Origin of the sequence: Congregibacter variabilis (genome assembly GCF_045689235.1) — a bacterium.
In the GTDB taxonomy this organism is placed as follows: domain Bacteria; phylum Pseudomonadota; class Gammaproteobacteria; order Pseudomonadales; family Halieaceae; genus Congregibacter; species Congregibacter variabilis.
Genome location: NZ_CP136864.1, coordinates 213178 through 238176, shown reverse-complemented (window position 1 = coordinate 238176; position 24999 = coordinate 213178). Strand labels below are relative to the sequence as shown.

Genomic DNA, 24999 nt, shown 5'->3' with positions numbered 1-24999 from the left:
GCTCTATCCCCCCACCTTGGCAACAAATAGGTCTGACACCGACGGTGTCCTTAACTCGCCAAGCCCCGCGAGCCCCCCGGAACCCAGGCCTTCAAAAATGAAGGCCTTGCCGCCAAGAATGTTTCGTTTGCCGATATAGGGCATCTCCTCGGCACGCGCGACGGCATCTCCCAGAGCATGCACCTCGAAAAAACGCTCTTCGATATCCATGATCGACTCGTGAAGAATAAGTTTGCCGTGATGCATAAACATCACATGCGTCAGGATATTTTGAATTTCTTCGACCTGATGGGTAGACACAAGAATCGTTCGCTCGCCATCAAAGTAGTCATTAATCAACTGCTCGTAAAAGCGTTTGCGAAACAGAATATCCAGCCCCAGTGTGGGCTCATCGAGTATTAGCAGTCGCGCATCAATCGCCATCACGATAGCCAGATGCAGCTGCACCGTCATACCCTTGGAGAGATCACCCACCCGCCGCTTAGGTTCGATATCCGTAGTGGCCAGGAAGGCTTCCGCCTGCTCCCGCTTAAAGCGACGGTGCGTACCAGTGACGTAGTCCAGCAATTCATACACGCGCATCCAACGCGGTAAGACTGCGGTATCGGCAATAAAGCAGACCTCTTCCATCATACGTCCGCGATCGGCAACGGGAGAGAACCCCAGTACCGAAAGATCACCCTCGCAACTCGTCAGCCCCAGCAGAGCCTTCAACAATGTGGTTTTGCCTGCTCCGTTGGGACCAATCAAACCAATGACATTGCCCGATGAAATCGACAAATCCACGCCATCAACCGCGCGAAGATCACCGAAGCTGCGCCGAAGATTCTGCGCCTCAATGATGGTCTGCATTTAAATTCCCCTGCACTATCATTAGTTGTTCAATCACTTCATCCATCGCCAGGCCTAGCATCCGAACTCGAGAAACAAAGGCCGGAAGCTCCTCGTCCAAGAATCGCTGCTGCTCATCATTTGTCAGCGAGCCACGAGCCCCTGACGCCACAAACATTCCAAGGCCACGACGCGTCTCCAGCAAACCCATCTCCACCAGTTCCTGATAGGCCTTACTAACAGTCAGATGGTTGATTCGATAATCCGTAGCTACCTGGCGAACTGATGGAATGGCCTCTCCCTCGGGAAAGCTGCCGTCCATAACACGCTGGATAACCAGATCGCGCAGCTGACGGTAAATCGGTTGTCCGTCTGTCCACTCCATAGTTGATTCCGTCGCGCGACTCAGTCGCGGCGACGAACCTCCCCGCTGCCTAATTCAACACTGTCAACTTCAGGCGATCCGCTGTACACAACATCGCCACTGCCCAGAATCGATGCATTTAGCTGCTCTTCGACCTCGCCAATAGATGCCGAGCCCGAGCCCACTATGTTGGTTTCTGCGCGTCGGCTATGGACCGCTTGCATGCGAATATCGCCGGATCCAACGACGGTGGCCTCCAGTTCTTCGACAAAGCCGGTTCCGGTTACCCGCAAATCGCCAGATCCTGTGACCACGAACTCACCGCTCTTGGCTGTGACGGTCTCAAGAAACAAGTTACCGCTACCTGCAACAACGCATTCCAGATCATCCACCTCAACACTGACAGCGCGAAACTCACCGGAACCTTCGACGCGAATCTCAAGCTCCCGGCCACGCAAATCAAAGGCGTTAATTTCCCCTGAACCATCCACCTCCATAATCGGCGCGGACTTTAAGCCGGGCGAATTCAAATCGAAGGGTTTTACATACACTGTGCCGGACCCTTTGACATTCAGCTCCCGAAGCTCAGGCAGCACCACGCGAAAGGCCAGTTGTTTGATTTTGGAGCTACCCTTGGTACCGCCGTAGCTCTTACGTGAACCCAGCACCAAAGTGTCGCTCTTGACGTAGAAGGGCTCCAGATCGAGGTACTTGGCCGGCCCCCGCAATTGCAGTTCGATATCATCGCCTTGGCTCACTTCCACCTCAGCCGCACCAAGAACAACAACCTTGTTGAACTCCAAGCCCTCGAAACGGCGTGTCTCTTCATCAGCAAGTAGCCCAGGGGATACCAGCGTAAGGACAAACAAGCCCGAGAGAGCTGTCGCTGTAAATGACTTACGCATCCTGAACCCCCTTCGCGGGATCCTTACGATCACCACCGCGAGCAGCATCAATAACCAGGCCTGCCGGTACCAGACACAGCGCCGCAATGGCGCCACCGCCAGCTGCACTAAGCGATGCACAGGCAAAGAAGACCAATGCAGGCAAAAGCATGCGTCGGGACCTCGAGCTAGTCATTCCTTTGCGTAGGCTAATCATGATTCTGATCCGTATATCCGTGGGTGTTATGGTGGACTATAGCACCCAAACGGGCTTCTGCAAGCGACCCGAATTTCAGAAATTTAGACTAATAAGGCTATATATAACAATGATTTACAGAGTAAATTTAATATAAATATTAGATTTAGGCTCGAAAGCGCTTCAGATTCTGCCGCATATTCCCTGCAACTCGTCGCGCAAGCTCAGAAGCCGAGTCTGTTTTTACTCCCAGAGGGTGTTTTGCGAGGGTTTCTTCAAAGAGGAACAACCAGCGTTGATAGTGCTCGTCGGCGAACACCTGGCGTGCATCCACTTCGCGGTGCTTACGCATCATATGCCGCTGGTATTCGCTGTCGCCCAAAAGCATCTTTCGCCAATAGGCTTTGATGCGGGGCAAATGCTCCGCAAGCTCAATCCGAGCCACCTCGATAAACAACGGCGCGAGCAGCGGATCAGCAAGCATACGCTCGTAGAAAGCATCCACGAAGGCGTCAATTTGCTCCCGCACATCCGGATCGGTTCGTTGCATAGGTGTTCTTACTTGCGCTTTTTCTGCTGCTTGCTCTTCTTCGCCTGCTTCACGTGAGCCATCAAACGCCGTTTTCGGTTGATCTGCCGATTGGTGAGCTTGTTGCGCTGCCCGGCAAAAGGGTTGTCACTGCTACGAAACTCTATACGCAGCGGCGTGCCGGTAAGCTCAAGGCAGCGACTGAAGGTTTTCTCCAGATAACGTTGATAGCTACTGGGCACCTTATCGGTCTGGTTTCCATGCACGACCACCCGTGGTGGATTACGGCCCCCAGCGTGGGCGTAACGCAGCTTGATGCGCCGCCCATTAACCAATGGCGGAGGATGATCCGACACTGCGTCTTCAAGAATACGTGTAAGACGGCTCGTACCCATGGGCTGCATGGCCGCCGTATAGGCCGCATCAATGGACCCAAACAATGTGCCCACGCCAGAGCCATGCAACGCCGAAATAAAATGCATGTCAGCAAAGTCTACAAATCTAAGACGCCGATCCAGTTCAGACCGAATAGCGTCTTTTTGATCCGCGTCCAATCCATCCCACTTGTTCACTGCCAGCACCAGCGCTCGCCCAGCCTCAAGGCAGTTGCCCAGGAGATGCAGATCCTGATCAACCAACCCCTCCTGGCCATCAACCAGCAGCACTACTACGTTGGCATCGCTGATGGCACTCAGGGTCTTGATGATCGAAAACTTCTCTACCGCCTCGCGAACGTTTTTGCGCCGACGCACGCCAGCCGTATCAATCAAGGTGTATGGCCGGCCTTCCCGAGAAAAATTTATATAGACGCTGTCGCGAGTCGTACCTGGCTGGTCGTAAACAACAACCCGCTCTTCGCCAAGAATACGGTTAACCAGCGTTGATTTACCGACGTTGGGACGACCCACCACGGCCACCCGGGTACCACCCTGCTCTTCGTCAGCGCCCTCGTCTACTTCAGGAAGAGGCACTGTTTGAAGCACGTCCTCAATCATCTGGCGCACACCACGCCCATGTGACGCCGCAATAGCGTGCATGGAAGCAATACCCAGAGAATGGAAGTCACTTATAGCTACATCAGGGTCGCGACCGTCAATCTTGTTGACTACAAGGTGAAAGTCACGGCTCTTTTGGCGGAGATACTGCACCAGCTGCTCATCAACGGGATTGAGACCGTCTTTTGCGTCTACCAGAAGCAGCACAACATCAGCTTCGTCAATGGCGAGCAGTGACTGCTCCGCCATCGCCGCATCAATACCCTCTTCATCGCCACTGACACCGCCGGTGTCAATCACAATAAAGGCACGATCCTCGCTGCGTCCCTCACCGTACTTTCGATCGCGCGTAAGACCCGATAAGTTTGCGACCAGTGCATCTCGGGAGCGCGTGAGCTGATTAAACAGCGTCGACTTACCAACATTCGGGCGCCCTACTAATGCGATTGACGGCAACACGCGGATCAGGACCTCGCCCGAATGTCATAGGCGATGAGCTTGCCGCCGTTGGTGTATACGTACAACACGTTACCGTCCGCCAACATGTCAGCTCGAGCACCTTCACTGTCTGGACGAATCCGCGCCAAAAATTCACCGTCCACCTGTGACAGTAAATGCAGATAACCTTCGTAATCTTCTACCGCCAGATAACTGCTCACGGGCACCGGCTTGGATAAACCTCGCCAGGCAAGCGCGGGCTGCTCCCAGCGCACACCCTGGCCGTTACGTAAGAACGCGGTGATCGTTCCTGTTTCTTCCGTGATATAGACGTTTCCAAACCCCTGCGAGACCCCGTAGAACGAAGACACATTGCGCTGCCAGATCTTACGTCCCGTACGAGTATCCAAAGCAGCAATGCGACCCTGATAACTCGCCACATACAACTCAGTGCCAGCAAGAGCCATAGTGCCGTCCACGTCTACAATTCTCTCGATTTCAGACCGGCCCTGGGGAATCGCCACACGAGCCTCCCAACGAATCGTTCCATCCATCACATCAAAAGCCGCGACACGTCCACTGGCGAAACCTGCGTAAACTACTGCACCGTCAATGATGGGTGTGCTGGTCCCACGGATAGTCAACACAGGTACACTGCTGTCATAGCGCCACAAGCGCTCTCCGGTCTCGAAGTCAAAGCCGTAAAGCCGACCGTCATAGGTCTGCGCTACCACAACCCGGCCATTGCCCTGCGGCGCGGCTAGAACCTCACCGCTGACCTCGCTCGTCCACAGGGTCTCGCCGGTGTTCGCATCGAGGCGCATCACCAAACCGTCGCTACCCCCTAGAAACAGGGAATCCTCATAAAGACCGACTCCACCGGACAAGCCAATCTCAAGCTCCTGACGCCAGATCGTGGAACCATTCTTACGCGCCACGGCACGCACTTCGCCTTCCGCGGCTGCCGCGTAAATAACATCGCCGTCGATAATCGGTTGCAGCTTGTACAGCCCATCGCCTTGACCGTCACCCACGCCCACAGACCACAACTTGCGGACAGTAAGCTGCTGCTCGATATCGAGTAGCTCGGCAGGCTGCTGCGGATCCTCGTCATCACCCATCTCAAAAAAGTCCGACACGGTCTCACACGCAGTGAGCGTCGCCAGAAGCAGCAGCAGGCCGGAAAGTCGAAGGAAGCTCACCTTAGCTAGCCTCCGCGACCGCTGATTGCAGACGTGCACCCAGGTACTCCAACTTGTCCTGCAAAGTTTGAGGTATCGGCGCAGATGCATCCATCGCCTCCATGGCGCTCTCGTAAGCGGCAAAGGCCTCCGCCTCCATTCCCTGACTCAGTAAAATATCGCCTCGAGCAATGGCATAGGATGCTGCGAAATCCGAATTGGCGCCTTCTAACAGGCCCAACGCCTCGTCGTGCTTGTCCAGCGACGCGAGGATCCGAGCCAAACGCAACTGCGCGACTTGCTGTATGTCGGCGTTTCCATCGGCCATAGCCAGGGCCCAGCGTAGCTCCTGCTCGGCAGCCTGTGGCTGCCCATCATTCACGGCAAGGCGAGCAAGATGCAGCGCTGCAAACTGCGCATAAACGGTACCGCGATGGTTATCCTTTAGTTCCTGCGCTATCTGGCGACCAATGGTCGTGGTCTGGTCTTCTTCCGCAGACAGGGCCTGAAGCATTTGCTGGTAAAGATTTGACGCGTTCTGGGCCGCCAACTCCTGGTTTTTCTGCCAGGCTTGCCAACCGAAACCCAGACCAAGCGCTAATGCGATACCGAGCATGGTGCTGCGACCGTTTTCCTTCCACCAGCGCTTCAGTGCTTCGACTTGTTCTTCTTCACTACGATAACTTTCCACGTACAAATTCCTGCTTAATGCGTATGTTGTTGTAAAAGCGATGGAATAGTCTCTGCAAGAGAAGCTACCGACAAGCGCAGTTGCTCCTGCCCATCACGTAAGGGTTTAACAGTTACTTCGCCAGCCGCCACTTCGTCTTCTCCCCAAAGAAGGGCAAGAGTCGCGCCGCTGCGATCGGCTTTCTTCATCTGACTACGAAAACTTCCACCACCGAGTTGCTGCACGATGCTTAAGCTCGGTTGTGCATCTCTCAACTGCTCCACTGCAGCTATTGCTGCGTGAAGCGCATCCGTACCGCTGGTAACAACGAAGATGTCCGGCGATCTGGCATCAGGCAGCTTCCCACAGGCCTCAAGCATCAATAACAAACGCTCCATACCCATGGCGAACCCAACCCCTGGCGTTGAACGCCCGCCAAGCTGTTGCACGAGTCCATCATAACGCCCACCGGCACACACTGTGCCCTGGGCCCCTAGCTTGTCAGTCACCCACTCGAACACGGTTTTATTGTAGTAATCCAACCCGCGCACCAGCCGTGGGTTCACGGTATAGCTCACGCCCGCAGTATCAAGATAGGCCCGTAGCGTCGCAAAGTGTTCTACGGATTCTTCGTCCAGATACTCTTCCAAAGCCGGCGCGTCATTAAGCAGAGCCTGCGTGTCTGGATTTTTGCTATCCAGAATTCGCAGGGGGTTGCTCAACAAGCGGCGCTGGCTATCCTCATCCAGAGCTTCTTGATGCTGCTCCAAATACGCCACCAACGCAGCGCGATAGGCAGCTCGCGCCTCAGAGCTGCCAATACTGTTGATTTCCAGCGTGACCGCATCCGCAATTCCGAGAATACGCCACAGGCGCGCCAACAAGATAATCAACTCTGCATCTGCATCCGGCGTCGCGTAGCCAAAAATCTCTGCGCCAATCTGGTGAAACTGCCGTTGACGCCCCTTCTGAGGACGCTCGTAGCGGAACATGGGACCGCTGTACCAAAGCCTGCAGGGATTGGCGATCAAATTATTCTGGATCGCCGCGCGCACGCAGCCTGCCGTACCTTCGGGACGCAAGCTCATGCTATCGCCATTGCGATCCTCAAAACTGTACATCTCCTTCTCGACGATGTCCGTCACTTCACCGATGGAGCGGCTAAACAAGGCGGTAGGCTCAACAAGTGGCAGGCGCAGTTCACCGTAACCGTAGCGCTCAAGCAGCTCGGCGACACTTTTTTCCAAAAACTGCCAATGAGTCGCGTCCGTCGGCAGAATATCGTTCATGCCGCGAATCGATCGCAGTGCGTCCATGCTGGTCTGTTGATCCTGTCAGTAAAGTAAGAAGGCTAGTGCTGAAAAGGCGACGTTAGGACACCGATCTAGCGATGAGTTTGGCGTCGGCTTCGGCTCTTTCGTCCTCAAGCTTTGCCGCCCGGGCACGAATCACGCTTTCCAGGTGGTCCACAAAGTCCGAGTTACTCACCTTATGGTCGGGCTCGCCGTCCACATAGATCAAATTGCTCGGCGTGGCGCCAGTAAGACCCACATCGGCTTCCCGCGCCTCTCCGGGACCGTTGACGATGCATCCGATGACCGCCACATCCATGGGAGTGCGGATATCATCCAATCGCGATTCCAGCGCGTTCATGGTGCCGATTACGTCGAAATTCTGTCGCGAACAGCTCGGGCAGGCAATAAAGTTAATGCCATTGCTGCGCAGCTTCAGACTCTTGAGAATATCAAAGCCTACTTTGACCTCCTCAACGGGGTCTGCTGCCAAAGAGATTCGGATGGTGTCACCGATACCCTCGTAAAGCAGCATTCCAAGACCAATCGCTGACTTAACGGTGCCTCCGCGAAGTCCCCCTGCTTCGGTAATGCCCAGATGCAAAGGCTGATCAATTTCTTTGGCCAGCAAACGATAAGCATCCACGGCCATAAATATCTCGGAGGCTTTTACACTGACTTTAAAATCTGGATAGTCGTGCTTATCGAGGATATCAACATGATGCATCGCAGATTCTACCAGCGCCTCGGCTGTGGGTTCGCCGTATTTACGCTGCAGATCCTTACCGATAGACCCGGCGTTCACGCCGATTCGAATAGGTATTCCCTTGTCCCGGGCCGAAGCTATTACCTCTCGAACCTTGTCGTCCCGGCCGATATTGCCTGGATTGATGCGCAGACAATCCACACCGTACTCAGCGACTTTGAGTGCTATGCGATGGTCAAAGTGGATGTCGGCGACCAGCGGTACGTTTGACTGGGCGCGAATCTCACGAAACGCCTCCGCGGCCTCCATACTGGGCACCGACACGCGCACAATATCGGCACCGGCGGCCTCCAGAGCAGCAATCTGACCAACCGTTGCCGCGACATCGCAGGTTTCGGTATTGGTCATGCTCTGCACACTGATGGGAGCGTCACCGCCAACGGCAACGTTACCCACATGAATTTGACGACTCTTTCGTCGTTTAATCGGTGAGTGCTTATTCATAACTGCTACTCTCCTGCTGATCTGCTTTGAAGCGCCCCTATGAGGGCAGCACCTGAGCAGTTTATCGAAGTCGCCCGGCGACTCGACAAAAATCCCACAAAACTAACTCTGCTTGTCGCCGCTGCTGGAGCGTCGATAAGCCTCGTAATCCGGTGAATCCGGGTAAATATTTCTAAGGGCCAATGCGTAGCTGCTCTCGGCATCGGTATCACCGGTCAAGCGCGCCAGACGAATCCCCAGCCACAATCCCCGGGAGCTTTGCTGCCGCACAAGCTCTCGGTACTTATCATAGTAGAGGCTCGCGTTGCGACCATCATTCGCATCAACCCGCAACTGGGCGACTTCCAGCAAAGCCGTGGTGTTGGATGGCTGCATGGCGAGCGTTCGAAGAAAAGCCTCTTCGGCTCCTCTTTCATCAAACAGTTTCAGTCTGCACAGGCCCAGATTCAAAAAGGCCCTGGGTCTGGCGCTATAAAGCGAGTCTTTTACAACCTCACGAAGCTGAGCTTCTGCTTCGCGATAACGCTCCTGACTATAAAGGAACGCCGCATAATTATTCCTTGCCCGGGAGAAGTTCTTATCCAGGTCGATGGCCAGCTGAAAGCTTTCTTCCGCTAACTCAAACTCCCCGGTGCTTTGATAGACCAACGCAAAGGCCTCATAGACCTCCGGGTTGCTGCTATCAAGCTCTGCAGCCTTCTTCAGATTCCGCTTGGCATCCTCCCAGTTTCCTTGGCCGATATACTGGCGAGCCAGTGACACACGGGTTTCCATCGCTTTTTGCGGCGATGGAGGGGCCGTAAAAACAGATTCCGTTTCGGTCACGCATCCCGCTAGGGTGATCGCAACCATTAATGGTATTGAGCGAATCATGCACCTGACTCCATAGCCGCTTCGGCATTCTGACGATGCCTGGCGCTGCGTCGTGTTCGATCCACGACATCACCGACAAGCTGTCCACAGGCTGCATCTATATCATCTCCGCGCGTGGTGCGCACGGTAACCACAAATCCGGCGTCCACCAGAACTTGCCAAAAACGCGAGACCGCGTTGCCACTGGGACGCTCATAACCCGAATTCGGAAAAGGATTAAAAGGAATCAAATTAATCTTGCAGGGAAAGTCAGCCAGCAACACGGCAAGTTCTCGAGCTTGATCCGGCTGGTCATTTACCCCGGCCATGAGGGTGTACTCGATGGTGACCACCCGCTTTTTGTCTTTTTGAGCATCAATATAGCGTCTGGCACTCTCGAGAAGCTGCGCAATCGGGTAGCGACGGTTCACCGGAACCAGCTGGTTACGCAGCTCATCATTAGGCGCGTGCAACGACACGGCAAGGCTCGCTTCGCTCACTTCTGCCAGCTTATCCAATGCTGGTACCACGCCTGAAGTGCTGAGGGTCACCCGACGTTTAGAGATTCCGTAACCCAGATCATCCATCATCAGATTCATAGCGGTAACCACATTGTCAAAGTTGAGAAGGGGCTCTCCCATTCCCATCATGACGACATTAGTCACCACCCGACCATTACCCGGCTGAAACGCATCGTAGGAGTTAATGGCCAGCCAAACCTGGCCAATAATCTCTGCGGCAGTCAGGTCGCGCTGAAAACCTTGTTTACCTGTGGAGCAAAAGCTGCAGTCAAGACTGCAGCCCACCTGAGACGAGACACAGAGCGTCGCCCGCTTCCCATCGGGAATCAGCACGGTCTCTACCAGACCACCACCCTCTACTCGCACTAACCACTTCCGAGTGCCGTCACTGGAGTCATGCTGTGACTCCACCGGTGGTGGACGCACTTCTGCAATCGCCGACAAACGCTCTCTAAGCGCCTTGCCCAGATTACTCATTGCCGAAAAATCACACTCACCCTGATGATGCATCCACTTCATGAGTTGCTGGGCGCGAAAGCGCTTCTCGCCCAAACCGAGAAAAAACTCCTCGAGTTGACTGCGACTCATGCCGAGCAAATTAACTCTCTCGGCGGGCTCGGTGCTGGCAATAAGCTCGGGCACTGTGTCCTAGTCGCGCTCGCAAACTTCGCTGAATGCGAAGAAGTAGGCGATTTCTCGCGCGGCGGAGTCCGTAGAATCAGAACCGTGCACGGCATTTGCGTCAATAGACGACGCGAAATCCGCACGAATGGTGCCGGCTGCGGCTTCCTGAGGGTTAGTTGCTCCCATGAGATCACGGTTGGTCGCCACCGCATTCTCACCTTCGAGCACCTGAACCACCACGGGACCCGAGGTCATAAACTCAATAAGAGCCGGAAAAAACGGACGCTCACGGTGCTCAGCGTAAAAACCACCAGCAACCGCATCGCTCAGACGCAGCATCTTTGACGCAACAATGCGCAGGCCAGCGCCTTCAAAACGCGTATAAATCTCGCCAATGTGGTTTTTAGCGACTGCGTCGGGCTTGATAATAGAAAGGGTGCGTTCCACCGCCATGTGAGTTCTCCAGAACTAATAAAGATCAATCGAATACCGTCAGAACATGCATCGTGAATCACATTTGCTGACGGCCAAAAAGTGCGCGGGATTATACGGACTTTACGGGCCTATAGCACCCTACTTAACAGCACTTAAGTGGCTGAGTAATCTGACAATTTTCTCAGGCGGCATTCCGGCGGAGCCGCGGCACCACTTCGTGAAGACGCTCACTGAACAGCAAGACATCGTTTTGCTCGGTAAAACGACCGAGACTCACCCGCAAAGAGCTGTGGGCAAGGGCATCTGACAAGCCCAGTGCACGCAACACATAGGATGGCTCCATGCTCGCCGAGGTGCAGGCTGAGCCTGTGGACAGGGCGAACTCGGGCAAAGAGAGCAATAAAGCCTCTCCCTCGACATCGCCCACACTGATGTTCAAAGCCCCGGGCAATCGCTGATCAAGATGGCCATTCATAGTCAGGCCATCGATATCCGAAACCAGAGACCACAACTGCCGCCGAAGAGCCTTCAAACGGGCCACTTCTGCGTCGAGAGTCGCCTCGGCAATGGCCGCGGCAGCGCCCATACCCACAATTTGATGCGTGGGTAACGTGCCGGCCCGAAGTCCCCGCTCGTGCCCTCCGCCGTGCATTTGGGCCTTCACCGCAGTTCTCGGGCTTCGGCGATGATACAAAGCGCCAATGCCTTTGGGGCCGTAGAACTTGTGCGCCGACATCGACAGAAGATCAATATCCAAAGCCTGAACATCCAACGGAATTTTACCCACGGTCTGCGCGGCATCTACATGCAGTGGCACACCCGCACTGCGGCACACAGCTGCGATGCCCTGAATATCGTTGATCGTGCCAATTTCGTTATTAGCGTGCATGACACTGACAAGACAGCTATTGCTCTGAAGCGCCTCGCCTACCGCCGCCGGCTGAATAAGGCCGTGCTCATCGGGGTGCAAATAAGTCACCGAAACGCCCTGGGTCTCAAGGTGCTTACAGGTGTCCAGCACTGCCTTGTGCTCGATCGCCGATGTCACAATATGTGGCTCGGTGTTCCCCGCCTCCCGCACGGCCTCTACCACCCCTTTGAGCGCCAGGTTGTCTGATTCTGTAGCCCCGGAGGTAAAGGCAATCTCCCGCAGGTCCGCGTTGATCAAACTAGCAATCTGCTGCCGGGCTGTCTCCACGGCCATTTCTGCCTCCCAGCCGAACCGGTGAGAACGCGATGCAGGATTGCCAAAGGTGCCATCCATCGTGAGGCACCCTGTCATAGCCTCAGCGACCGCCGGATCCACCGGTGTTGTAGACAGGTAGTCGAAATACACGGGCGCGGGCATCAGGATTTACCTCCGTTTTGCTCACTCCAGTCCACGGGCTCACAGCGCTTCTGGGTTTCTGTGAGTATGCCGCGCAATATGTTCAGCTCCATCTCATCCATATCAAGCCGGTTGTACAGGCGCCTCAGACGCGGCATCAATTGCCGGGGTGCTGCGGGATTGAGAAACCCAATTTGACTCATAGTCTCTTCTAAATGCACGTAAAAGCGCTCGATGTTTTCCTGGGTGGCCAAAGGCTCGTCCCATTGCTCGTTACTACGCTCTGGCAAGCCCCCTTGGGCCTCGAGCATATGCAGCTCATAGCAGACTATCTGTACCGCCATGGCAAGATTCAAAGAGCTGTAGGCGTTGCTCGTAGGGATAGCCAGATGCAGATTGCAACGCATCAGTTCGTCGTTGGATAAACCGTTGTCCTCGCGGCCAAACAATATCGCCACCTCTCCTTGCAGCGATTTGGCAGCCATTTCTTCCGCCGCACGACGGGGATCCAGCACCGGCCACGGAAGACGCCGATCTCGAGCACAGGTGCCCACAACAAAGCCGCAGTCGGCAATGGCTTCATCCAGGGTTGCAACGACCCTTGCCGACTCCAGAACATCGTTGGCCCAAACGGCACGCCAGGTTGCCTGTTGATCGGGGAACTGCTCAGGCGCCACCAGCACCAGCTTTACCAGGCCCATGGTCTTCATCGCCCGGGCGACGGCCCCTATATTGCCGGGGTGACTGGGTTCAACGAGTACGATCCGAATTTGGTCGGCATTCATGAGTTAATCTGAGGCTTGGACAGAGAATGCGCATTGTAACAAAGCAGTGCGCTGCAAGGCCCACTCCTCTGATATACTCGCGCGCCTTTTTAATCTCTGCCTGCAGGTCTTTTTTCATGGAACCGATGACTAGTATCGCACTTCGCGCCGCGCGCAAAGCGGGCGAACTTATAGTGCGAGCATCTGACGACCTCGAGCGTATTGGCGTACGCAAGAAGAGCGCTAACGATTTCGTGTCGGATGTCGATGAACTTGCGGAACAGGAAATCATTCGCCAGCTCCAACGCGCCTACCCTGAGCACGCTTTTTTGGGTGAAGAATCCGGCAGGACCGGCCCGGAAGATGCCGACTACCTGTGGGTAATTGACCCCCTGGACGGTACAACCAACTTCATCCGGGGCATTCCCCACTACGCCGTATCCATCGGCTGCATCTATCAAGGCCGCCTGGAACACGCGGTCATAGTCGATCCCGTGCGCCGGGAGGAATTTACAGCTTCTCGTGGACGCGGCGCGCAGCTCAACGGACATCGGATTCGTGTGAGCAAACTGGCCTCTTTGGACGGAGCACTACTGGGAACAGGTATTCCCTTCAAGGGACATCATGAAGACCGTCTCCCCGCTTACGCCGAGAGTCTCGCGGTACTCGCCGGGCAATGCGCAGGTATTCGCCGCGGAGGCGCTGCATCGCTTGACCTGGCTTATGTTGCCGCTGGGCGACTGGACGCATTCTGGGAGAAAGGCCTGTCTCTGTGGGATATGGCAGCTGGCGCCCTGCTCGTGCGCGAAGCCGGCGGACTTGTTGGAGACTTTGACGGCGCGGAGAACTTTTTAGACAGCGGCGACATTGTCTGCGGCAATCCCAAGTGCTTTAAGGCCGTGCTACAAGCGACTAAAGGGCTGCGAGGCTAAAATCGCAGCGCTCGCAGCAGCGCTGACCGACCAAAGGCCGATCAGGGCATTAAGTCGTCCTGCTCGGCACCTTCTTTGATGGGAATCATCAGATCTTCCTTACTGACACCCATACTGAGCAACACGTTCGACGCCACATAGATTGACGAGTAAGTACCAATCATCACGCCCACAAGCAGGGCCACGGCAAAGCCGAAGATCATCTCTCCGCCGTAGAGAGCCAGAGCTAACAACACCAGCAAAGTGGTCAAAGACGTAACCAGAGTCCGGCCCAGGGTTTCGCTCAGAGAGATGTTCACCACTTCCAGCGGGTCCGCCCGACGCAACTTGCGAAAGTTTTCCCGGATACGATCCGAAACAACAATGGTGTCGTTCAAGGAGTAGCCGATCACCGCAAGTAAGGCTGCGAGAACCGTAAGGTCAAATTCCAAACCGCTGATGGAGAAGAACCCAAGGGTCACGATAACGTCGTGGATCAAGGCGACCACCGCACCGACAGCAAACTTGAACTGAAAGCGAAAAGCGATGTAGAGCATCACCAGACCCAATGCCAGGAGCATCGCCAAACCGCCCTGCTCCCGCAGCTCATCTCCTACCTGAGGTCCCACAAACTCGATGCGCCTAAGCTCAACACCCACACCAGATGACGCTTGAAGCGTTTGGAGCATTTCGGTGCCCTGGGCGTCCGAATAGCCATCGGGCAAGCGAATCAATACATCTTTGTCAGTACCAAAGCTCACCACGATTGCTCCGGCATAGCCAGATTCGGCCAGCGAGCTGCGAATTTCGTTCAGATTCGCAGATTCTTCATAGTGAACTTCAACCAGGGTTCCACCAGTAAAGTCGAGCCCCCAATTGAGTTGCTTGAAGACCAATGATCCAATCGCAGTCAAGATCAGAAGCGCTGAAAATGCCGCTGCCAGCCGACGCTTACCCATAAAGTTGATGGTTTTCATGCGACTTCCTCCATCTTGGGCACACTACCAATGGACAGCGTGCCCACCCGGCGTCCGCCGTAGATGAGATTCACCAGAGAGCGAGTACCCATGATTGCCGTAAACATGGATGTGATGATGCCGACGGACAATGTTACGGCGAAGCCTTTTACCGGTCCGGTACCCACGGCGTAAAGAATCACGGCTACAATCAGGGTCGTAATATTGGCATCAAGAATGGTTGCCACCGCGCGCTCAAAACCTGAATGAATAGCCATCTGCGGCGACAATCCATTGCCAAGCTCTTCTCGAATCCTCGAGAAAATGAGTACGTTCGCATCTACCGCCATACCCACGGTCAACACAATACCGGCAATACCCGGCAGGGTCAGCGTTGCCCCAAGGAGCGACATAATCGCTACCAAGAGCACAAGGTTAGCGGTCAGTGCCGTAACTGCGCATAGGCCGAACACGCGGTAGTAAAAAATCATGAACAGCACAACCAGCGTCAGGCCATACTGCACAGACTTAACACCCAGACGAATATTCTCGGCGCCCAAAGATGGCCCCACAGTCCGCTCTTCGACAAAGGTGATGGGCGCAGCCAATGCTCCGGCGCGCAGCATCAACGCAAGCTCTGAAGATTCCAGGGGATTATCCAGCCCTGTAATCTGAAACTGCGCACCCAAAGCGCTTTGAATAACCGGCGCCGTGAGCAATTTTTTCTCGTCGTAGGGCACCTTAATGGCAACTTCCTGCCCATTTTCATCCATCTCGTAACGGGTTCGGTACTTGCGCTCAATAAACAGCACGCCCATTCGCCGCTTCACGTTGTTGCGGGTAGCCCGGGACATCAATGAGCCACCTTCGCTGTCCAGGCTGATTTGCACATTCGGCATGCCATTTTGATCAAAACTGGCCTGTGCGTTAGATACCCGCTCACCGGTAATGATGATGTCTCGCTCGAGGTACTCCGTGGCGCCCTGTCGATCAGCACTGCGATACTCAAAACGCTGTCGATCTGCCGCTGCGGCGTCTGGCGTCGCGACCAAACGAAACTCGAGGTTTGCAACCTTGCCAAGAATCCGCTTTGCTTCTGCGGTGTCCTGGATACCCGGCAACTCCACCACAATCCGGTTTCGGCCCTGGCGCTGCACCAGGGGCTCCGAAACGCCGAGCTCGTTCACACGATTACGCAAGGTGGTGAGGTTCTGACTAACCGAATAATCGATGATTTCATCGACGGTTGGATCGGTCATACGCGCAAAGATCATGAACTCATCGTTTTCATCCACACGATCAAGGAGCAGCTCTGGGAACGCGTCGCCAATCAGACTGCGGGCCTGCTCACGAAGATCCTCGGAGCGAAAACGCCCCACAACGGCCCTATCGCCATCCAGACCGACAAAACCGCGAACGCGCTCTTCTCGCAGCGCGCGTTTTGTAGCGTTCAGGTAGTACTCCATACGACGCTCAACCGCCGCGACAGTATCCACCTCCAGCTTAAAATGCACGCCTCCGGAGAGATCAAGCCCAAGCTTCATGGGCTGCCCACCAAGACCTGTGAGCCATTCGGGCGTTGTTTCTGCGAGGTTTAACGCGATGATATAGCCATCACCTAAAGCACGGGACACCACCGCTTGGGCACGTAGCTGCACATCCTGATCTCGAAGCCGGATAAGCGCACTGCGCCCCGATGCCTCCAGCTCTTCGCCAAAGTGCTCGATACCCGCCTCTGTGAGGGCATCTGTAGCGCGCGTCAACAGGCGATCGTCAATGACTGTCCCGCTGCTTTCCCCCGCGACTTGCAGCGCTGGATCCGGCGCGTAAAGGTTCGGTGCCGCATAGAGCGCACCACCAAGAACAATGATCAAAACGATCAGATATTTCCAAATTGGATAACGATTGAGCATGCCATGGTCTGCAGTAGTGGGGAGCTGCGTCAAACGAACATCGTTTGAGCCTGGAACCCCCGAGAATAAAGGTGGCGCATTATAGACGCTGACCGCTGAGGCTCAAGGGCTGACGGTACAACTGTCTGGACGCGCTCGGCGCATTTCTCAGCCGATATGCTTCCGCGCGTTTTGAAAGAGTCGCAGCCAGGGTGAATCATTGGCCATATCATCCGGCGCCCAGGAGAACTGACGTCGGCGAATTACCCGCTCCGGATGCGGCATCATGATCGTGACCCGCCCATTCTCGCTGCACACCCCGGTTATCCCATTGGGGGACCCATTGGGGTTTGCCGGGTAGCGGTGTGCGATTTCGCCACTGTTCTCTATATAGCGTAGCCCCACCAGCTGCGCCGCCTCGCAGCGCTCCTGAGCGGCAGGATCGGCAAACACCGCTCGTCCTTCGCCATGTGCCACGGCGATAGGCAGACGAGACCCGGCCATGCCACTCAAAAACACCGAAGGTGAGTCAGCGACTTCCACCATAGAAAGCCGCGCCTCGAACTGCTCCGAGCGATTGCGCCGAAACCAGGGCCAGTGCTCGCTCCCGGGAATCAACTCTCGTAGTACCGATAACATCTGGCAGCCATTACAGACCCCCAGAGTAAAACTTTCAGGCTGGGCAAAAAACTCGCTGAAACTGTCTCTTAAATGAGAATTGAACAGTATGGATTTTGCCCAGCCTTCGCCCGCACCGAGCACATCACCGAAAGAAAAACCTCCGCAGGCCACAAGACCATGAAATTCCGCAAGATGTGCATCACCGGCAACCAGATCACTCATGGTCACATCAACCGCAGTGAATCCTGCTCGATCAAAGGCAGCAGCCATCTCTACCTGCCCATTCACACCCTGCTCTCGAAGAACCGCCACTCGGGGCCGGGCGCCGATATTAATCATTGAGCCGACGATATCCTCATGAATATCAAAACCCACATGCGTCGATAAACCGGGGTCCACTGCACTGATTCGCGCAAATTCTTCATCCGCACAATCCGGATTATCGCGAAGCCGCTGCAGCGCATGACTACATTGACTCCAGCGCTCCTCCAGCGCTCCGCGCATGGTATCTATGAGCAGTTCGCTCCCAGACCAGACTCTCACCTGCTCATCGGCACGGGCATGTCCCAGTACCTGCAGGCACTGACCTATACCCAGTCGCTCAGCTTGAGCGGACCAATCGGCCAGCTGTGATTTTGGCAGCTGCAAAAGAACGCCTGGCTCTTCATTAAAAAGCATGGACAACGCGTCTCGACCTTCGGGCAGCTCAAGCTCAAGGCCGCAGCGACCAGCAAAGGCCATTTCTACGAGGCTCACTATCAAGCCACCATCGGAACGATCGTGGTAAGCGATGACGTCGCCACGCTCTTTTCCCCAGAACAACAAGTCAAACAAGGCCAAAAGGTCAGCGGGACTATCCAGATCAGCAGGCTCGGTTCCGAGCTCTCCATAAACCTGTGCCAAGGCTGACGCCCCGAGCCGATCCTTGCTCCGACCGAGGTCCACGAGCATCAACACCAACTCTGGCTCGGTCTTGAGCATCGGCGTCAAGGTTTTTGCAGTGTCTCCAACCGGTGCAAACGCAGACACAACTAAAGACATAGGAGCGGTGACAGTTTCGGTGCTGCCATTTTGCGCCCAGCGGGTTTGCATGGACATGGAGTCTTTGCCCACAGGAATCGCGATACCCAGGGCCGGGCACAACTCTTCGCCAATGGCGTGAACCGCATCAAAGAGCGCGGCGCCCTCGCCGGGTGTATCCGCTGCACACATCCAGTTTGCAGACAGTCTAATGTCACTCATACGCGCTACCGGTGCAGCGCAGATGTTGGTAATTGCCTCGGTGACTGCCATTCTGGCAGACGCCGCACTGCTCAGAAGCGCCGTGGGCGTGCGCTCGCCCATGGCCATTGCTTCTCCCTGATCGGAGTCGTAGCTCACCAGGCAAACCGCACAATCGGCTACCGGCACCTGCCAGGGCCCTACCATCTGATCCCGCGCGACCAGGCCTGTCACCGTACGATCACCGATAGTTATTAAAAAACGCTTGCTAGCCACCGCCGGCAGCCCCAATACGCGATGCAGCGCCTCGTCCACTGATGGCGCACTGGACAGGGGAATTGCCGGAGCCGCTCGCCGGTGATCCTCACGATGCATCTTCGGCGGCTTACCAAAGAGCACCGACATGGGCATATCCACAGGCTTGTCATCAAAGTGCACATCGCTGACGGTAAGCTGTTTGTCTGCGATGGCCTCACCCACGACTGCCACGGGGCAGCGCTCGCGCTCACAGATAGCCATAAACTGCGGCAGATCATCTGTGGCGACGGCGAGTACATAACGCTCCTGGCTCTCGTTGCACCAGATCTCCAGGGGTGACATACCCGGATCATCACAGGGCACATCGCGCAACGAGAACAATCCACCGCAACCACCGTCTTTGACGAGTTCTGGCAGCGCATTGGAGAGCCCCCCGGCCCCGACATCGTGAATAAACGCTATGGGATTCTTGTCAGCCAGCTGCCAGCAACGATCAATCACCTCCTGACAACGACGCTCCATCTCGGGGTTTTGTCGCTGTACCGACGCAAAATCGAGAGATTCCTGACCGTCGGCACTCGCCATACTGGAAGCCGCCCCGCCGCCGAGCCCTATGAGCATCGCGGGGCCGCCCAATACCAGAAGCGCGGCACCTGGGGCGAATTCCGGTTTTTCTACGTGCTCCGGGGCGATGTTTCCAAAGCCTCCGGCGATCATGATCGGTTTGTGATAACCCCGCAGAGATAGTCCATCAGGAGCTCCGGCAATACGCTGCTCATAGCTTCGAAAATAACCGCAGATGTTGGGACGACCAAACTCATTGTTAAACGCCGCGCCACCAATTGGTGCCTCCAGCATGATGTCCAGTGCAGAAGCGATGCGGGACGGCTTGCCATTGTCCTTTTCCCACGGCTCCGGCAAGTTGGGAATACGCAAATTGGATACGCTGAAACCCGTAAGTCCCGCTTTGGGCTTGGATCCGCGCCCCACGGCACCCTCGTCGCGAATTTCGCCGCCCACACCGGTGCCAGCACCCGGGAAAGGCGCAATAGCCGTAGGATGGTTATGGGTCTCTACCTTCATTAACAAATGTACCGGCTGAGACTGAGCGCTGTACTCTCTGGTATCACCTGCCGGCGTAAAACGACTCGCTTCGTGCCCGGCGACAACGGCCGCATTATCCGAATAGGCGGACAGCACGCCATCGGGCGCATGCGCATGGGTATTACGGATCATTGCGAAGAGGCTCTTGGCCTGCTCATCGCCATCAATAGTCCAACTCGCATTAAAAATCTTATGGCGGCAGTGTTCGGAGTTGGCCTGGGCGAACATCATTAACTCAACATCCCGGGGGTTCCGCCCGAGACCGCCAAAACTCTCGCAAAGATAGTCCACTTCGTCTTCGGCCAGTGCCAGACCCAGCGTTTGATTCGCCTTTTCCAAGGCTTCGCGACCCTCGCCAAGTACATCCACGAACAAACTCTCGGCGGGGGCGAGCTGCGAAAACAAACCCTGCAGACCACCGAGACTGTCCGTCGTGGATTCGACCATACGGTCGTGAAGCGTCAACGCCACCGCCTGCCAGGCCGCTGAGCCCGGCTCGACGCCTTCAAGTTCATAGGCGCAGATTCTCTCGATGCGCCGAACCCCGGCAAAGCCACAGCCGTGGGCAATATCCGTGGCCTTACTGGACCAGGGTGAGATGGTGCCTGGGCGAGGCAACACGAACAGCCAACGGCCATTATCGAGAGACTCAAGGCTGCAAAAGTCATCGGTCGCAGCCTGAGCAAGCAAACCGTGCAGGCGTGAGGACTGCGCCTCAGGCAGTGGCTCGCCGTCCACGAGGTGCACGAATCCGCTGCGAAGAACCGCAATGTCGGGCCATTGCGCGCGCAAACGTTGCTCCAGCGCTTGCTGCCTAAAAGGTGACAGGGCCGATGCGCCGGGGATCACTAGCATTGGAGGTGGTCTCGTTATGGCAACAAAGGCGCGAATTGTACCGCTACGGCCAAGCGGCGTTAAGCCAAAAGCAAGTCTTTCGGTCTGTTTCAGGATGGTTACAATCAAACGATGGCTCGCTCTTTACATCTACTACATATCCTCGCGCTGTTACCGGCATTGTTTCTGGGCGCCTGTGATAATCAGAGCAAAACGTCTGAGGAGATAAAAACGCGGGGAGAGTTGAGGTTTATTACTCGCAACAGCCCTACCACGTACTATTTAGGCCGCTCCGGCCCACGGGGTTTCGAATACGAACTGGCTTCTCTCCTGGCAGAAGAATTGGAAGTCGACCTGGTGGTTACCACGGCATTTTCGCTGGACGAGTTGTTCAATGCCCTGGAGCGCGGCGAAGCGGATATTGCCGGCGCCGGCCTCACACTCACCGAGGCACGCAACAAGCACTTTGCCAGCTCCCAAAGCTATGCCAAGCAGATACCGCAGGTGGTCTATAAAGTGGGCCGTAAAAAGCCGCGAAAAATTGAGGACCTCGCCGGTCAGACCCTGGCTGTGCTCGCTGACAGTAGTCATGAGGAATTGCTGGAGAAACTAAGGGACGAAGGCCTGAATTGGCTCGAATGGGAAAGCGTTGAGGGTAGCGATACGGGAGAACTACTCTCTCGGGTTAATGAAGATCGCAGCGATTTAGCGATTGTCGACTCCCGTGACTTTTTTATTCAGCAAAACCTTGTGCCTCGTCTCGAGGTCGCTTTTGACCTGGCAGTGGAGGAAGACATTGTCTGGTACCTACACAGTTCAGTCAGAGACACATCGCTTCTGGAAACAATCAACGACTTTTTACATCGCCGCCTGACAGACGAGAGCATCGCTCAGATTGAACGTCGCTACTTTGATCGTGACGAAGACATTTCCCGAATCGACTCACAGACTTTTGTGGGCAAAGTACGCCGAGACCTGAGCAGCTACCAACAACTCATCGAAATTGTGGCGCGGGAGCAAAAAATACCCTGGGAGCTTCTCGCAGCGATCAGTTATCAGGAGTCTCACTGGGATCCCAAGGCCACATCGCGCACCGGTGTTCGAGGCATGATGATGTTGACCCTGGCCACGGCAGAAGAAATGGACGTGGACGACCGCACGGATCCTGCACAGAGTCTTCGCGGCGGAGCTCGGTACTTTAAGAAACTGCGCCGGCGCCTCCCCGACGATATTCTGGAGCCCGACCGCAGTTGGCTCGCACTTGCCGCTTACAACATAGGCATGGGGCATCTGGAGGACGCGCGGGTGCTTACCGAGCGTCGCGGCGGTGATCCGCATTTGTGGACTGACATCATGGATACCTTGCCGCTTTTGGAAGAGCCCAAGCACTACAGAACTCTGCGTTACGGCTACGCCCGAGGACTGGAGGCGGTACGCTATGTTCAGAACATTCGGCATTACTACAACATCCTGCGCTGGCAGACAGCCCGTGCCGAACGACCGGAAGCACCGAGAGACGCGGAGCCTCTGGTACCGGAGTTCCTACGCAACCTCAAACTCAGAGCCCTTTAGTACATTTGGCTGCCCCCAGGCTCCGGCGAAATTAACAAAGAATACAAAGCGAAACTCTCTTAGCGTCGCTCTCGGAAGAAGCTGCGTAGCATTGTCGCGCTGGCCGGCGCATGCTCGACAGCCTCTACCCAGGCTACACGGTGATTAAACGCAGACTCATCAAGCAGATTCCGGGCACTCACCACGGCGCCCGCGCGAGGCTCCCGTGCCGCAAAAACCAGCGTTTCAATTCTTGCATGCACCAGAGCACCACAGCACATACTGCATGGCTCTAATGTGACATACAGCGTAGCGCCAGGCATTCGGTAGTTGGCAAGCGTTGCAGCAGCGACGCGCAAAGCGTTAATTTCTGCATGCGCTGTGGGATCCATAGAGCCTATCTGTGCATTGCGACCCTCGCCGATAATGCGTCCACCATCAACGACAACCGCCCCCACAGGGACTTCACCGTCATCAGCGGCTTGCTGTGCCAACTCCAGCGCTCGCAACATAAAGGCATCATTTAGGGTCATCGCGCAGACACTAGCAAAACAACAGACACCCCTAACGCCCCGCTAAACCAAAGCGTTTTTCGAAAGCGTAAAACAGCGCACCCACTACCAGAAGTAACGAGACCGCCAACCAGGATTCTGCCTGTGACTGCATTAACAACCACAGGCAAATGACCAGCCCCAAAACCGGGATGAGGTATCCACCCTTAAGTCGAAACGCACCGTTACGGACCGCTTTAGTGACATTGTTGCGAATAGCTGGCAACGAGGCGATACAAATAACGTAGCCCAGAAGACGAGCTACAGAACTGGCGACCGCAAGCTTTACAAAAGACCCCGACAAAGCGAGCGCCAACGCGAGCATCCCCATCAGCATGATGCAACGGTCAGGCGTCGCGTAACGGGGATGCACATGGGCAAACCACGGTGGCAACTGGCGATTCTCAGCCAGGGAAAAAACAAGCCTGGGGGCAGCGAGCATTGAGCCGGCCAGATTTCCGCCGATCGAAAAAACTGCGGCGAGGGTGATGGCAAAGGCGCCTGCGGTCCCGGCGAGAGATCGACCCACATCAACAAGCGTTGCCTTATCGTACTGCAAGGGCTCTATTACCGACACGAACACCAGCACAATCAGGAAGTACAGAATACCCGTCGCAACAACCGTTGCCAGCAACACCCGGGGCAGAGTACGACGAGGCTGGGCGGTCTCGCCCGCGGTGACTGCAAGGGTTTCAAAACCCACGAACGCATAGATCATCAAGAGCGTTGTACTGCCCAAATCATCAACGAGTAGGCTTGCTGAAGGAAGAAGCGTGCTTTGCGATACATATTGCAGCCCCAGCAGCACCAATATCAGTAACGGCGTCACCTTGAGCACTGTAAAGATACCCATAGCGCGCACGCCATTACGTACACCTACAATATTTGCCCAGGTAAGTCCCACCGCCACAGTGGTAATAATGATCGCGCGGGGCAACTCTCCCGCCAGCACCTCGAACAAGGAGCCCAGGTATGCAGCCATGACCGTCGCGTTAGCCGCAAAAGAAGTCGTTCTTGCCAAGAACAAAAGCCAGCCAGTACCAAAGCCCGCAAGCGGACCAAAGGCCTCCGTGGCGTACAAAACGGGGCCACCGGTCTCGTCGTAGTAACTGGCCAATTCAGCGAATGTAAGAACAACCGTAAGAAACAAGGCACCCACTACAAGAAACAACCACGGACTGAGCAATCCGGCGTTCACCGCGACTTTACCGGGAAGCGCAAAGATTCCGGCGCCGATCAGAGCATTAAGCACAAGAAACGCTGCACCAAAGCTACCGATATCGCGCCGCAGACGATTTTCTGGGTGATTCAGCATGAGGCGATGTTAGCAGACTAGCAGACAGCAAGAGTGTCGGTGTGGTCTATATCCACTACCAATCAACGACTTTCCAATTACCGCAGAAGCGGTAAGATTAGCCATCGTTGATCCCTGCCACAGTCACTCAAGGTCCCTGCCTGCAATGAACGTCATCACCAGCAGCGAAAGTAACGACGCACACTTATGAGAACCACCCACATCGACGACTTTCATTACAGCTGCGCAGAGGTTTTTTGTGCGCTTTACTCGGCTTTTCCGGTGCGCTACCTGCTGTTAGTAGAGGATATTACGGGGCCGATAAAGTGGGATATGACCGGCCTTCCTGATCGTCGATCCCAGGCCTGCTTCGAAACCTTTGTATGGCTGGCTGAGCACGATCTGCTCAGCTTCCGCACTGTGGAACCGCGGGATATTGGGGTCGAAGGCGCAGTACTGACTCAAAAGGCATTCGTCCTGCTCACCGGACACATCACCTGGGAGACAGGAGACAGTATCAGTCGTATCAACGCCCTGCTCGATGCCAGGCGAAGTCGCGCCTACGGGGACCTGGGGCTTATTGTGAATGATCTTTTTCAGGCTAACTGTCAGTGGGTTGCACCCAAGGCATCCGAGCCTATTGCCAAGTCAGAGCCTCTGATTCTGGGCGACTAAAGAGCGTCGTGTTCTAAT

General features: G+C 55.5%; 23 protein-coding genes. 3 read left to right on the top strand and 20 right to left on the bottom strand.

What is annotated here, in order from left to right; translation table 11 throughout:
* Nucleotides 1–3: 3 nt before the first annotated feature.
* The 15 genes from R0135_RS01025 to R0135_RS00955 all read right to left on the bottom strand — a co-directional run bounded on the left by R0135_RS01025 (nucleotide 4) and on the right by R0135_RS00955 (nucleotide 13134).
* The gene (locus R0135_RS01025; RefSeq protein WP_407348409.1) at nucleotides 4–852 is read right to left on the bottom strand and encodes an ABC transporter ATP-binding protein; all 849 of its coding nucleotides are present in this window, start codon (nucleotides 850–852) and stop codon (nucleotides 4–6) included.
* The gene (locus tag R0135_RS01020) at nucleotides 836–1216 is read right to left on the bottom strand and encodes a GntR family transcriptional regulator (protein WP_407348408.1); all 381 of its coding nucleotides are present in this window, start codon (nucleotides 1214–1216) and stop codon (nucleotides 836–838) included. The genes R0135_RS01025 and R0135_RS01020 overlap by 17 nt, the downstream gene beginning before the upstream one ends.
* Nucleotides 1217–1236: 20 nt before the next feature.
* On the bottom strand, nucleotides 1237–2100 hold the full coding sequence (locus R0135_RS01015; protein ID WP_407348407.1) for a GIN domain-containing protein: 864 nt from the start codon (nucleotides 2098–2100) through the stop codon (nucleotides 1237–1239).
* A complete protein-coding gene (locus R0135_RS01010) occupies nucleotides 2093–2296 on the bottom strand; it encodes a hypothetical protein (RefSeq protein WP_407348406.1) in 204 nt (67 codons plus the stop codon). Before R0135_RS01010 ends, R0135_RS01015 begins: the two co-directional genes overlap by 8 nt.
* 145 nt (nucleotides 2297–2441) lie before the next feature.
* Nucleotides 2442–2825, bottom strand: coding sequence for a group III truncated hemoglobin (locus tag R0135_RS01005; protein ID WP_407348405.1), 384 nt, complete (start codon nucleotides 2823–2825; stop codon nucleotides 2442–2444).
* An 8-nt stretch (nucleotides 2826–2833) separates the two neighbouring features.
* A complete protein-coding gene (gene der, locus R0135_RS01000) occupies nucleotides 2834–4258 on the bottom strand; it encodes a ribosome biogenesis GTPase Der (protein WP_407348404.1) in 1425 nt (474 codons plus the stop codon).
* Nucleotides 4259–4263: 5 nt separating this feature from the next.
* Entirely contained in the window at nucleotides 4264–5439 is a 1176-nt protein-coding gene (gene bamB / locus R0135_RS00995; RefSeq protein WP_407348403.1) for an outer membrane protein assembly factor BamB, read from the bottom strand.
* A gap of 1 nt (nucleotide 5440) precedes the next feature.
* Nucleotides 5441–6109 (bottom strand): YfgM family protein, encoded by a 669-nt coding sequence (locus R0135_RS00990; RefSeq protein WP_407348402.1) that lies wholly within the window; start codon nucleotides 6107–6109, stop codon nucleotides 5441–5443.
* Between the two features lie 14 nt (nucleotides 6110–6123).
* Nucleotides 6124–7404: a histidine--tRNA ligase gene (gene hisS / locus R0135_RS00985; protein WP_407348401.1), complete on the bottom strand. Its 1281-nt coding sequence runs from the start codon at nucleotides 7402–7404 to the stop codon at nucleotides 6124–6126.
* A 55-nt stretch (nucleotides 7405–7459) separates the two neighbouring features.
* A complete protein-coding gene (gene ispG, locus R0135_RS00980) occupies nucleotides 7460–8590 on the bottom strand; it encodes a flavodoxin-dependent (E)-4-hydroxy-3-methylbut-2-enyl-diphosphate synthase (protein WP_407348400.1) in 1131 nt (376 codons plus the stop codon).
* 102 nt (nucleotides 8591–8692) lie between these two features.
* On the bottom strand, nucleotides 8693–9463 hold the full coding sequence (pilW, locus tag R0135_RS00975) for a type IV pilus biogenesis/stability protein PilW (RefSeq protein WP_407348399.1): 771 nt from the start codon (nucleotides 9461–9463) through the stop codon (nucleotides 8693–8695).
* Entirely contained in the window at nucleotides 9460–10551 is a 1092-nt protein-coding gene (rlmN, locus tag R0135_RS00970; protein WP_407348398.1) for a 23S rRNA (adenine(2503)-C(2))-methyltransferase RlmN, read from the bottom strand. Before rlmN ends, pilW begins: the two co-directional genes overlap by 4 nt.
* 60 nt (nucleotides 10552–10611) lie before the next feature.
* A complete protein-coding gene (gene ndk, locus R0135_RS00965) occupies nucleotides 10612–11040 on the bottom strand; it encodes a nucleoside-diphosphate kinase (protein WP_407348397.1) in 429 nt (142 codons plus the stop codon).
* Between the two features lie 163 nt (nucleotides 11041–11203).
* Nucleotides 11204–12370, bottom strand: a complete 1167-nt coding sequence (locus R0135_RS00960) for an IscS subfamily cysteine desulfurase (protein WP_407348396.1) — start codon at nucleotides 12368–12370, stop codon at nucleotides 11204–11206.
* Nucleotides 12370–13134: an RNA methyltransferase gene (locus R0135_RS00955; RefSeq protein WP_407348395.1), complete on the bottom strand. Its 765-nt coding sequence runs from the start codon at nucleotides 13132–13134 to the stop codon at nucleotides 12370–12372. The genes R0135_RS00960 and R0135_RS00955 overlap by 1 nt, the downstream gene beginning before the upstream one ends.
* A gap of 116 nt (nucleotides 13135–13250) precedes the next feature.
* Here R0135_RS00955 and R0135_RS00950 point away from each other — a divergent pair, with 116 nt between their 5' ends.
* The gene (locus R0135_RS00950; RefSeq protein ID WP_407348394.1) at nucleotides 13251–14045 is read left to right on the top strand and encodes an inositol monophosphatase family protein; all 795 of its coding nucleotides are present in this window, start codon (nucleotides 13251–13253) and stop codon (nucleotides 14043–14045) included.
* A gap of 41 nt (nucleotides 14046–14086) precedes the next feature.
* Here R0135_RS00950 and secF read toward each other — a convergent pair whose 3' ends face one another.
* From secF to purL, 3 genes are all read right to left on the bottom strand, one after another.
* On the bottom strand, nucleotides 14087–15001 hold the full coding sequence (gene secF / locus R0135_RS00945; protein ID WP_407348393.1) for a protein translocase subunit SecF: 915 nt from the start codon (nucleotides 14999–15001) through the stop codon (nucleotides 14087–14089).
* A complete protein-coding gene (secD, locus tag R0135_RS00940; protein ID WP_407349856.1) occupies nucleotides 14998–16893 on the bottom strand; it encodes a protein translocase subunit SecD in 1896 nt (631 codons plus the stop codon). The genes secF and secD overlap by 4 nt, the downstream gene beginning before the upstream one ends.
* Nucleotides 16894–17040: 147 nt before the next feature.
* Complete coding sequence (gene purL, locus R0135_RS00935; RefSeq protein ID WP_407348392.1) at nucleotides 17041–20931, bottom strand: phosphoribosylformylglycinamidine synthase; 3891 nt, start codon at nucleotides 20929–20931, stop codon at nucleotides 17041–17043.
* 111 nt (nucleotides 20932–21042) lie between these two features.
* Between purL and mltF the strand changes: the two genes are divergently transcribed.
* Nucleotides 21043–22482 carry a membrane-bound lytic murein transglycosylase MltF gene (gene mltF / locus R0135_RS00930; protein ID WP_407348391.1) on the top strand — a complete coding sequence of 480 codons (1440 nt, stop codon included), beginning with the start codon at nucleotides 21043–21045 and terminating at the stop codon, nucleotides 22480–22482.
* A gap of 59 nt (nucleotides 22483–22541) precedes the next feature.
* On the opposite strand, the gene tadA is transcribed toward mltF, so the two are convergent.
* Entirely contained in the window at nucleotides 22542–22994 is a 453-nt protein-coding gene (gene tadA / locus R0135_RS00925; protein WP_407348390.1) for a tRNA adenosine(34) deaminase TadA, read from the bottom strand.
* A 31-nt stretch (nucleotides 22995–23025) separates the two neighbouring features.
* Nucleotides 23026–24327, bottom strand: a complete 1302-nt coding sequence (locus tag R0135_RS00920; RefSeq protein ID WP_407348389.1) for an APC family permease — start codon at nucleotides 24325–24327, stop codon at nucleotides 23026–23028.
* Between the two features lie 186 nt (nucleotides 24328–24513).
* On the opposite strand from R0135_RS00920, the gene R0135_RS00915 reads away from it, so the two are divergent.
* The gene (locus R0135_RS00915; protein ID WP_407348388.1) at nucleotides 24514–24981 is read left to right on the top strand and encodes a hypothetical protein; all 468 of its coding nucleotides are present in this window, start codon (nucleotides 24514–24516) and stop codon (nucleotides 24979–24981) included.
* The last annotated feature ends 18 nt before the right edge of the window (nucleotides 24982–24999 follow it).

Bases quoted from the DNA above. Each gene is read 5' to 3' on its own strand.
- R0135_RS01025 (WP_407348409.1), bottom strand. From the start codon at position 852: ATGCAGACCATCATTGAGGCGCAGAATCTTCGGCGCAGCTTCGGTGAT.
- R0135_RS01020 (WP_407348408.1), bottom strand. From the start codon at position 1,216: ATGGAGTGGACAGACGGACAACCGATTTACCGTCAGCTGCGCGATCTG.
- R0135_RS01015 (WP_407348407.1), bottom strand. From the start codon at position 2,100: ATGCGTAAGTCATTTACAGCGACAGCTCTCTCGGGCTTGTTTGTCCTT.
- R0135_RS01010 (WP_407348406.1), bottom strand. From the start codon at position 2,296: ATGATTAGCCTACGCAAAGGAATGACTAGCTCGAGGTCCCGACGCATG.
- R0135_RS01005 (WP_407348405.1), bottom strand. From the start codon at position 2,825: ATGCAACGAACCGATCCGGATGTGCGGGAGCAAATTGACGCCTTCGTG.
- hisS (WP_407348401.1), bottom strand. From the start codon at position 7,404: ATGGACGCACTGCGATCGATTCGCGGCATGAACGATATTCTGCCGACG.
- ispG (WP_407348400.1), bottom strand. From the start codon at position 8,590: ATGAATAAGCACTCACCGATTAAACGACGAAAGAGTCGTCAAATTCAT.
- pilW (WP_407348399.1), bottom strand. From the start codon at position 9,463: ATGATTCGCTCAATACCATTAATGGTTGCGATCACCCTAGCGGGATGC.
- rlmN (WP_407348398.1), bottom strand. From the start codon at position 10,551: ATGAGTCGCAGTCAACTCGAGGAGTTTTTTCTCGGTTTGGGCGAGAAG.
- ndk (WP_407348397.1), bottom strand. From the start codon at position 11,040: ATGGCGGTGGAACGCACCCTTTCTATTATCAAGCCCGACGCAGTCGCT.
- R0135_RS00960 (WP_407348396.1), bottom strand. From the start codon at position 12,370: ATGCCCGCGCCCGTGTATTTCGACTACCTGTCTACAACACCGGTGGAT.
- R0135_RS00955 (WP_407348395.1), bottom strand. From the start codon at position 13,134: ATGAATGCCGACCAAATTCGGATCGTACTCGTTGAACCCAGTCACCCC.
- R0135_RS00950 (WP_407348394.1), top strand. From the start codon at position 13,251: ATGGAACCGATGACTAGTATCGCACTTCGCGCCGCGCGCAAAGCGGGC.
- secF (WP_407348393.1), bottom strand. From the start codon at position 15,001: ATGAAAACCATCAACTTTATGGGTAAGCGTCGGCTGGCAGCGGCATTT.
- secD (WP_407349856.1), bottom strand. From the start codon at position 16,893: ATGCTCAATCGTTATCCAATTTGGAAATATCTGATCGTTTTGATCATT.
- purL (WP_407348392.1), bottom strand. From the start codon at position 20,931: ATGCTAGTGATCCCCGGCGCATCGGCCCTGTCACCTTTTAGGCAGCAA.
- mltF (WP_407348391.1), top strand. From the start codon at position 21,043: ATGGCTCGCTCTTTACATCTACTACATATCCTCGCGCTGTTACCGGCA.
- tadA (WP_407348390.1), bottom strand. From the start codon at position 22,994: ATGACCCTAAATGATGCCTTTATGTTGCGAGCGCTGGAGTTGGCACAG.
- R0135_RS00920 (WP_407348389.1), bottom strand. From the start codon at position 24,327: ATGCTGAATCACCCAGAAAATCGTCTGCGGCGCGATATCGGTAGCTTT.
- R0135_RS00915 (WP_407348388.1), top strand. From the start codon at position 24,514: ATGAGAACCACCCACATCGACGACTTTCATTACAGCTGCGCAGAGGTT.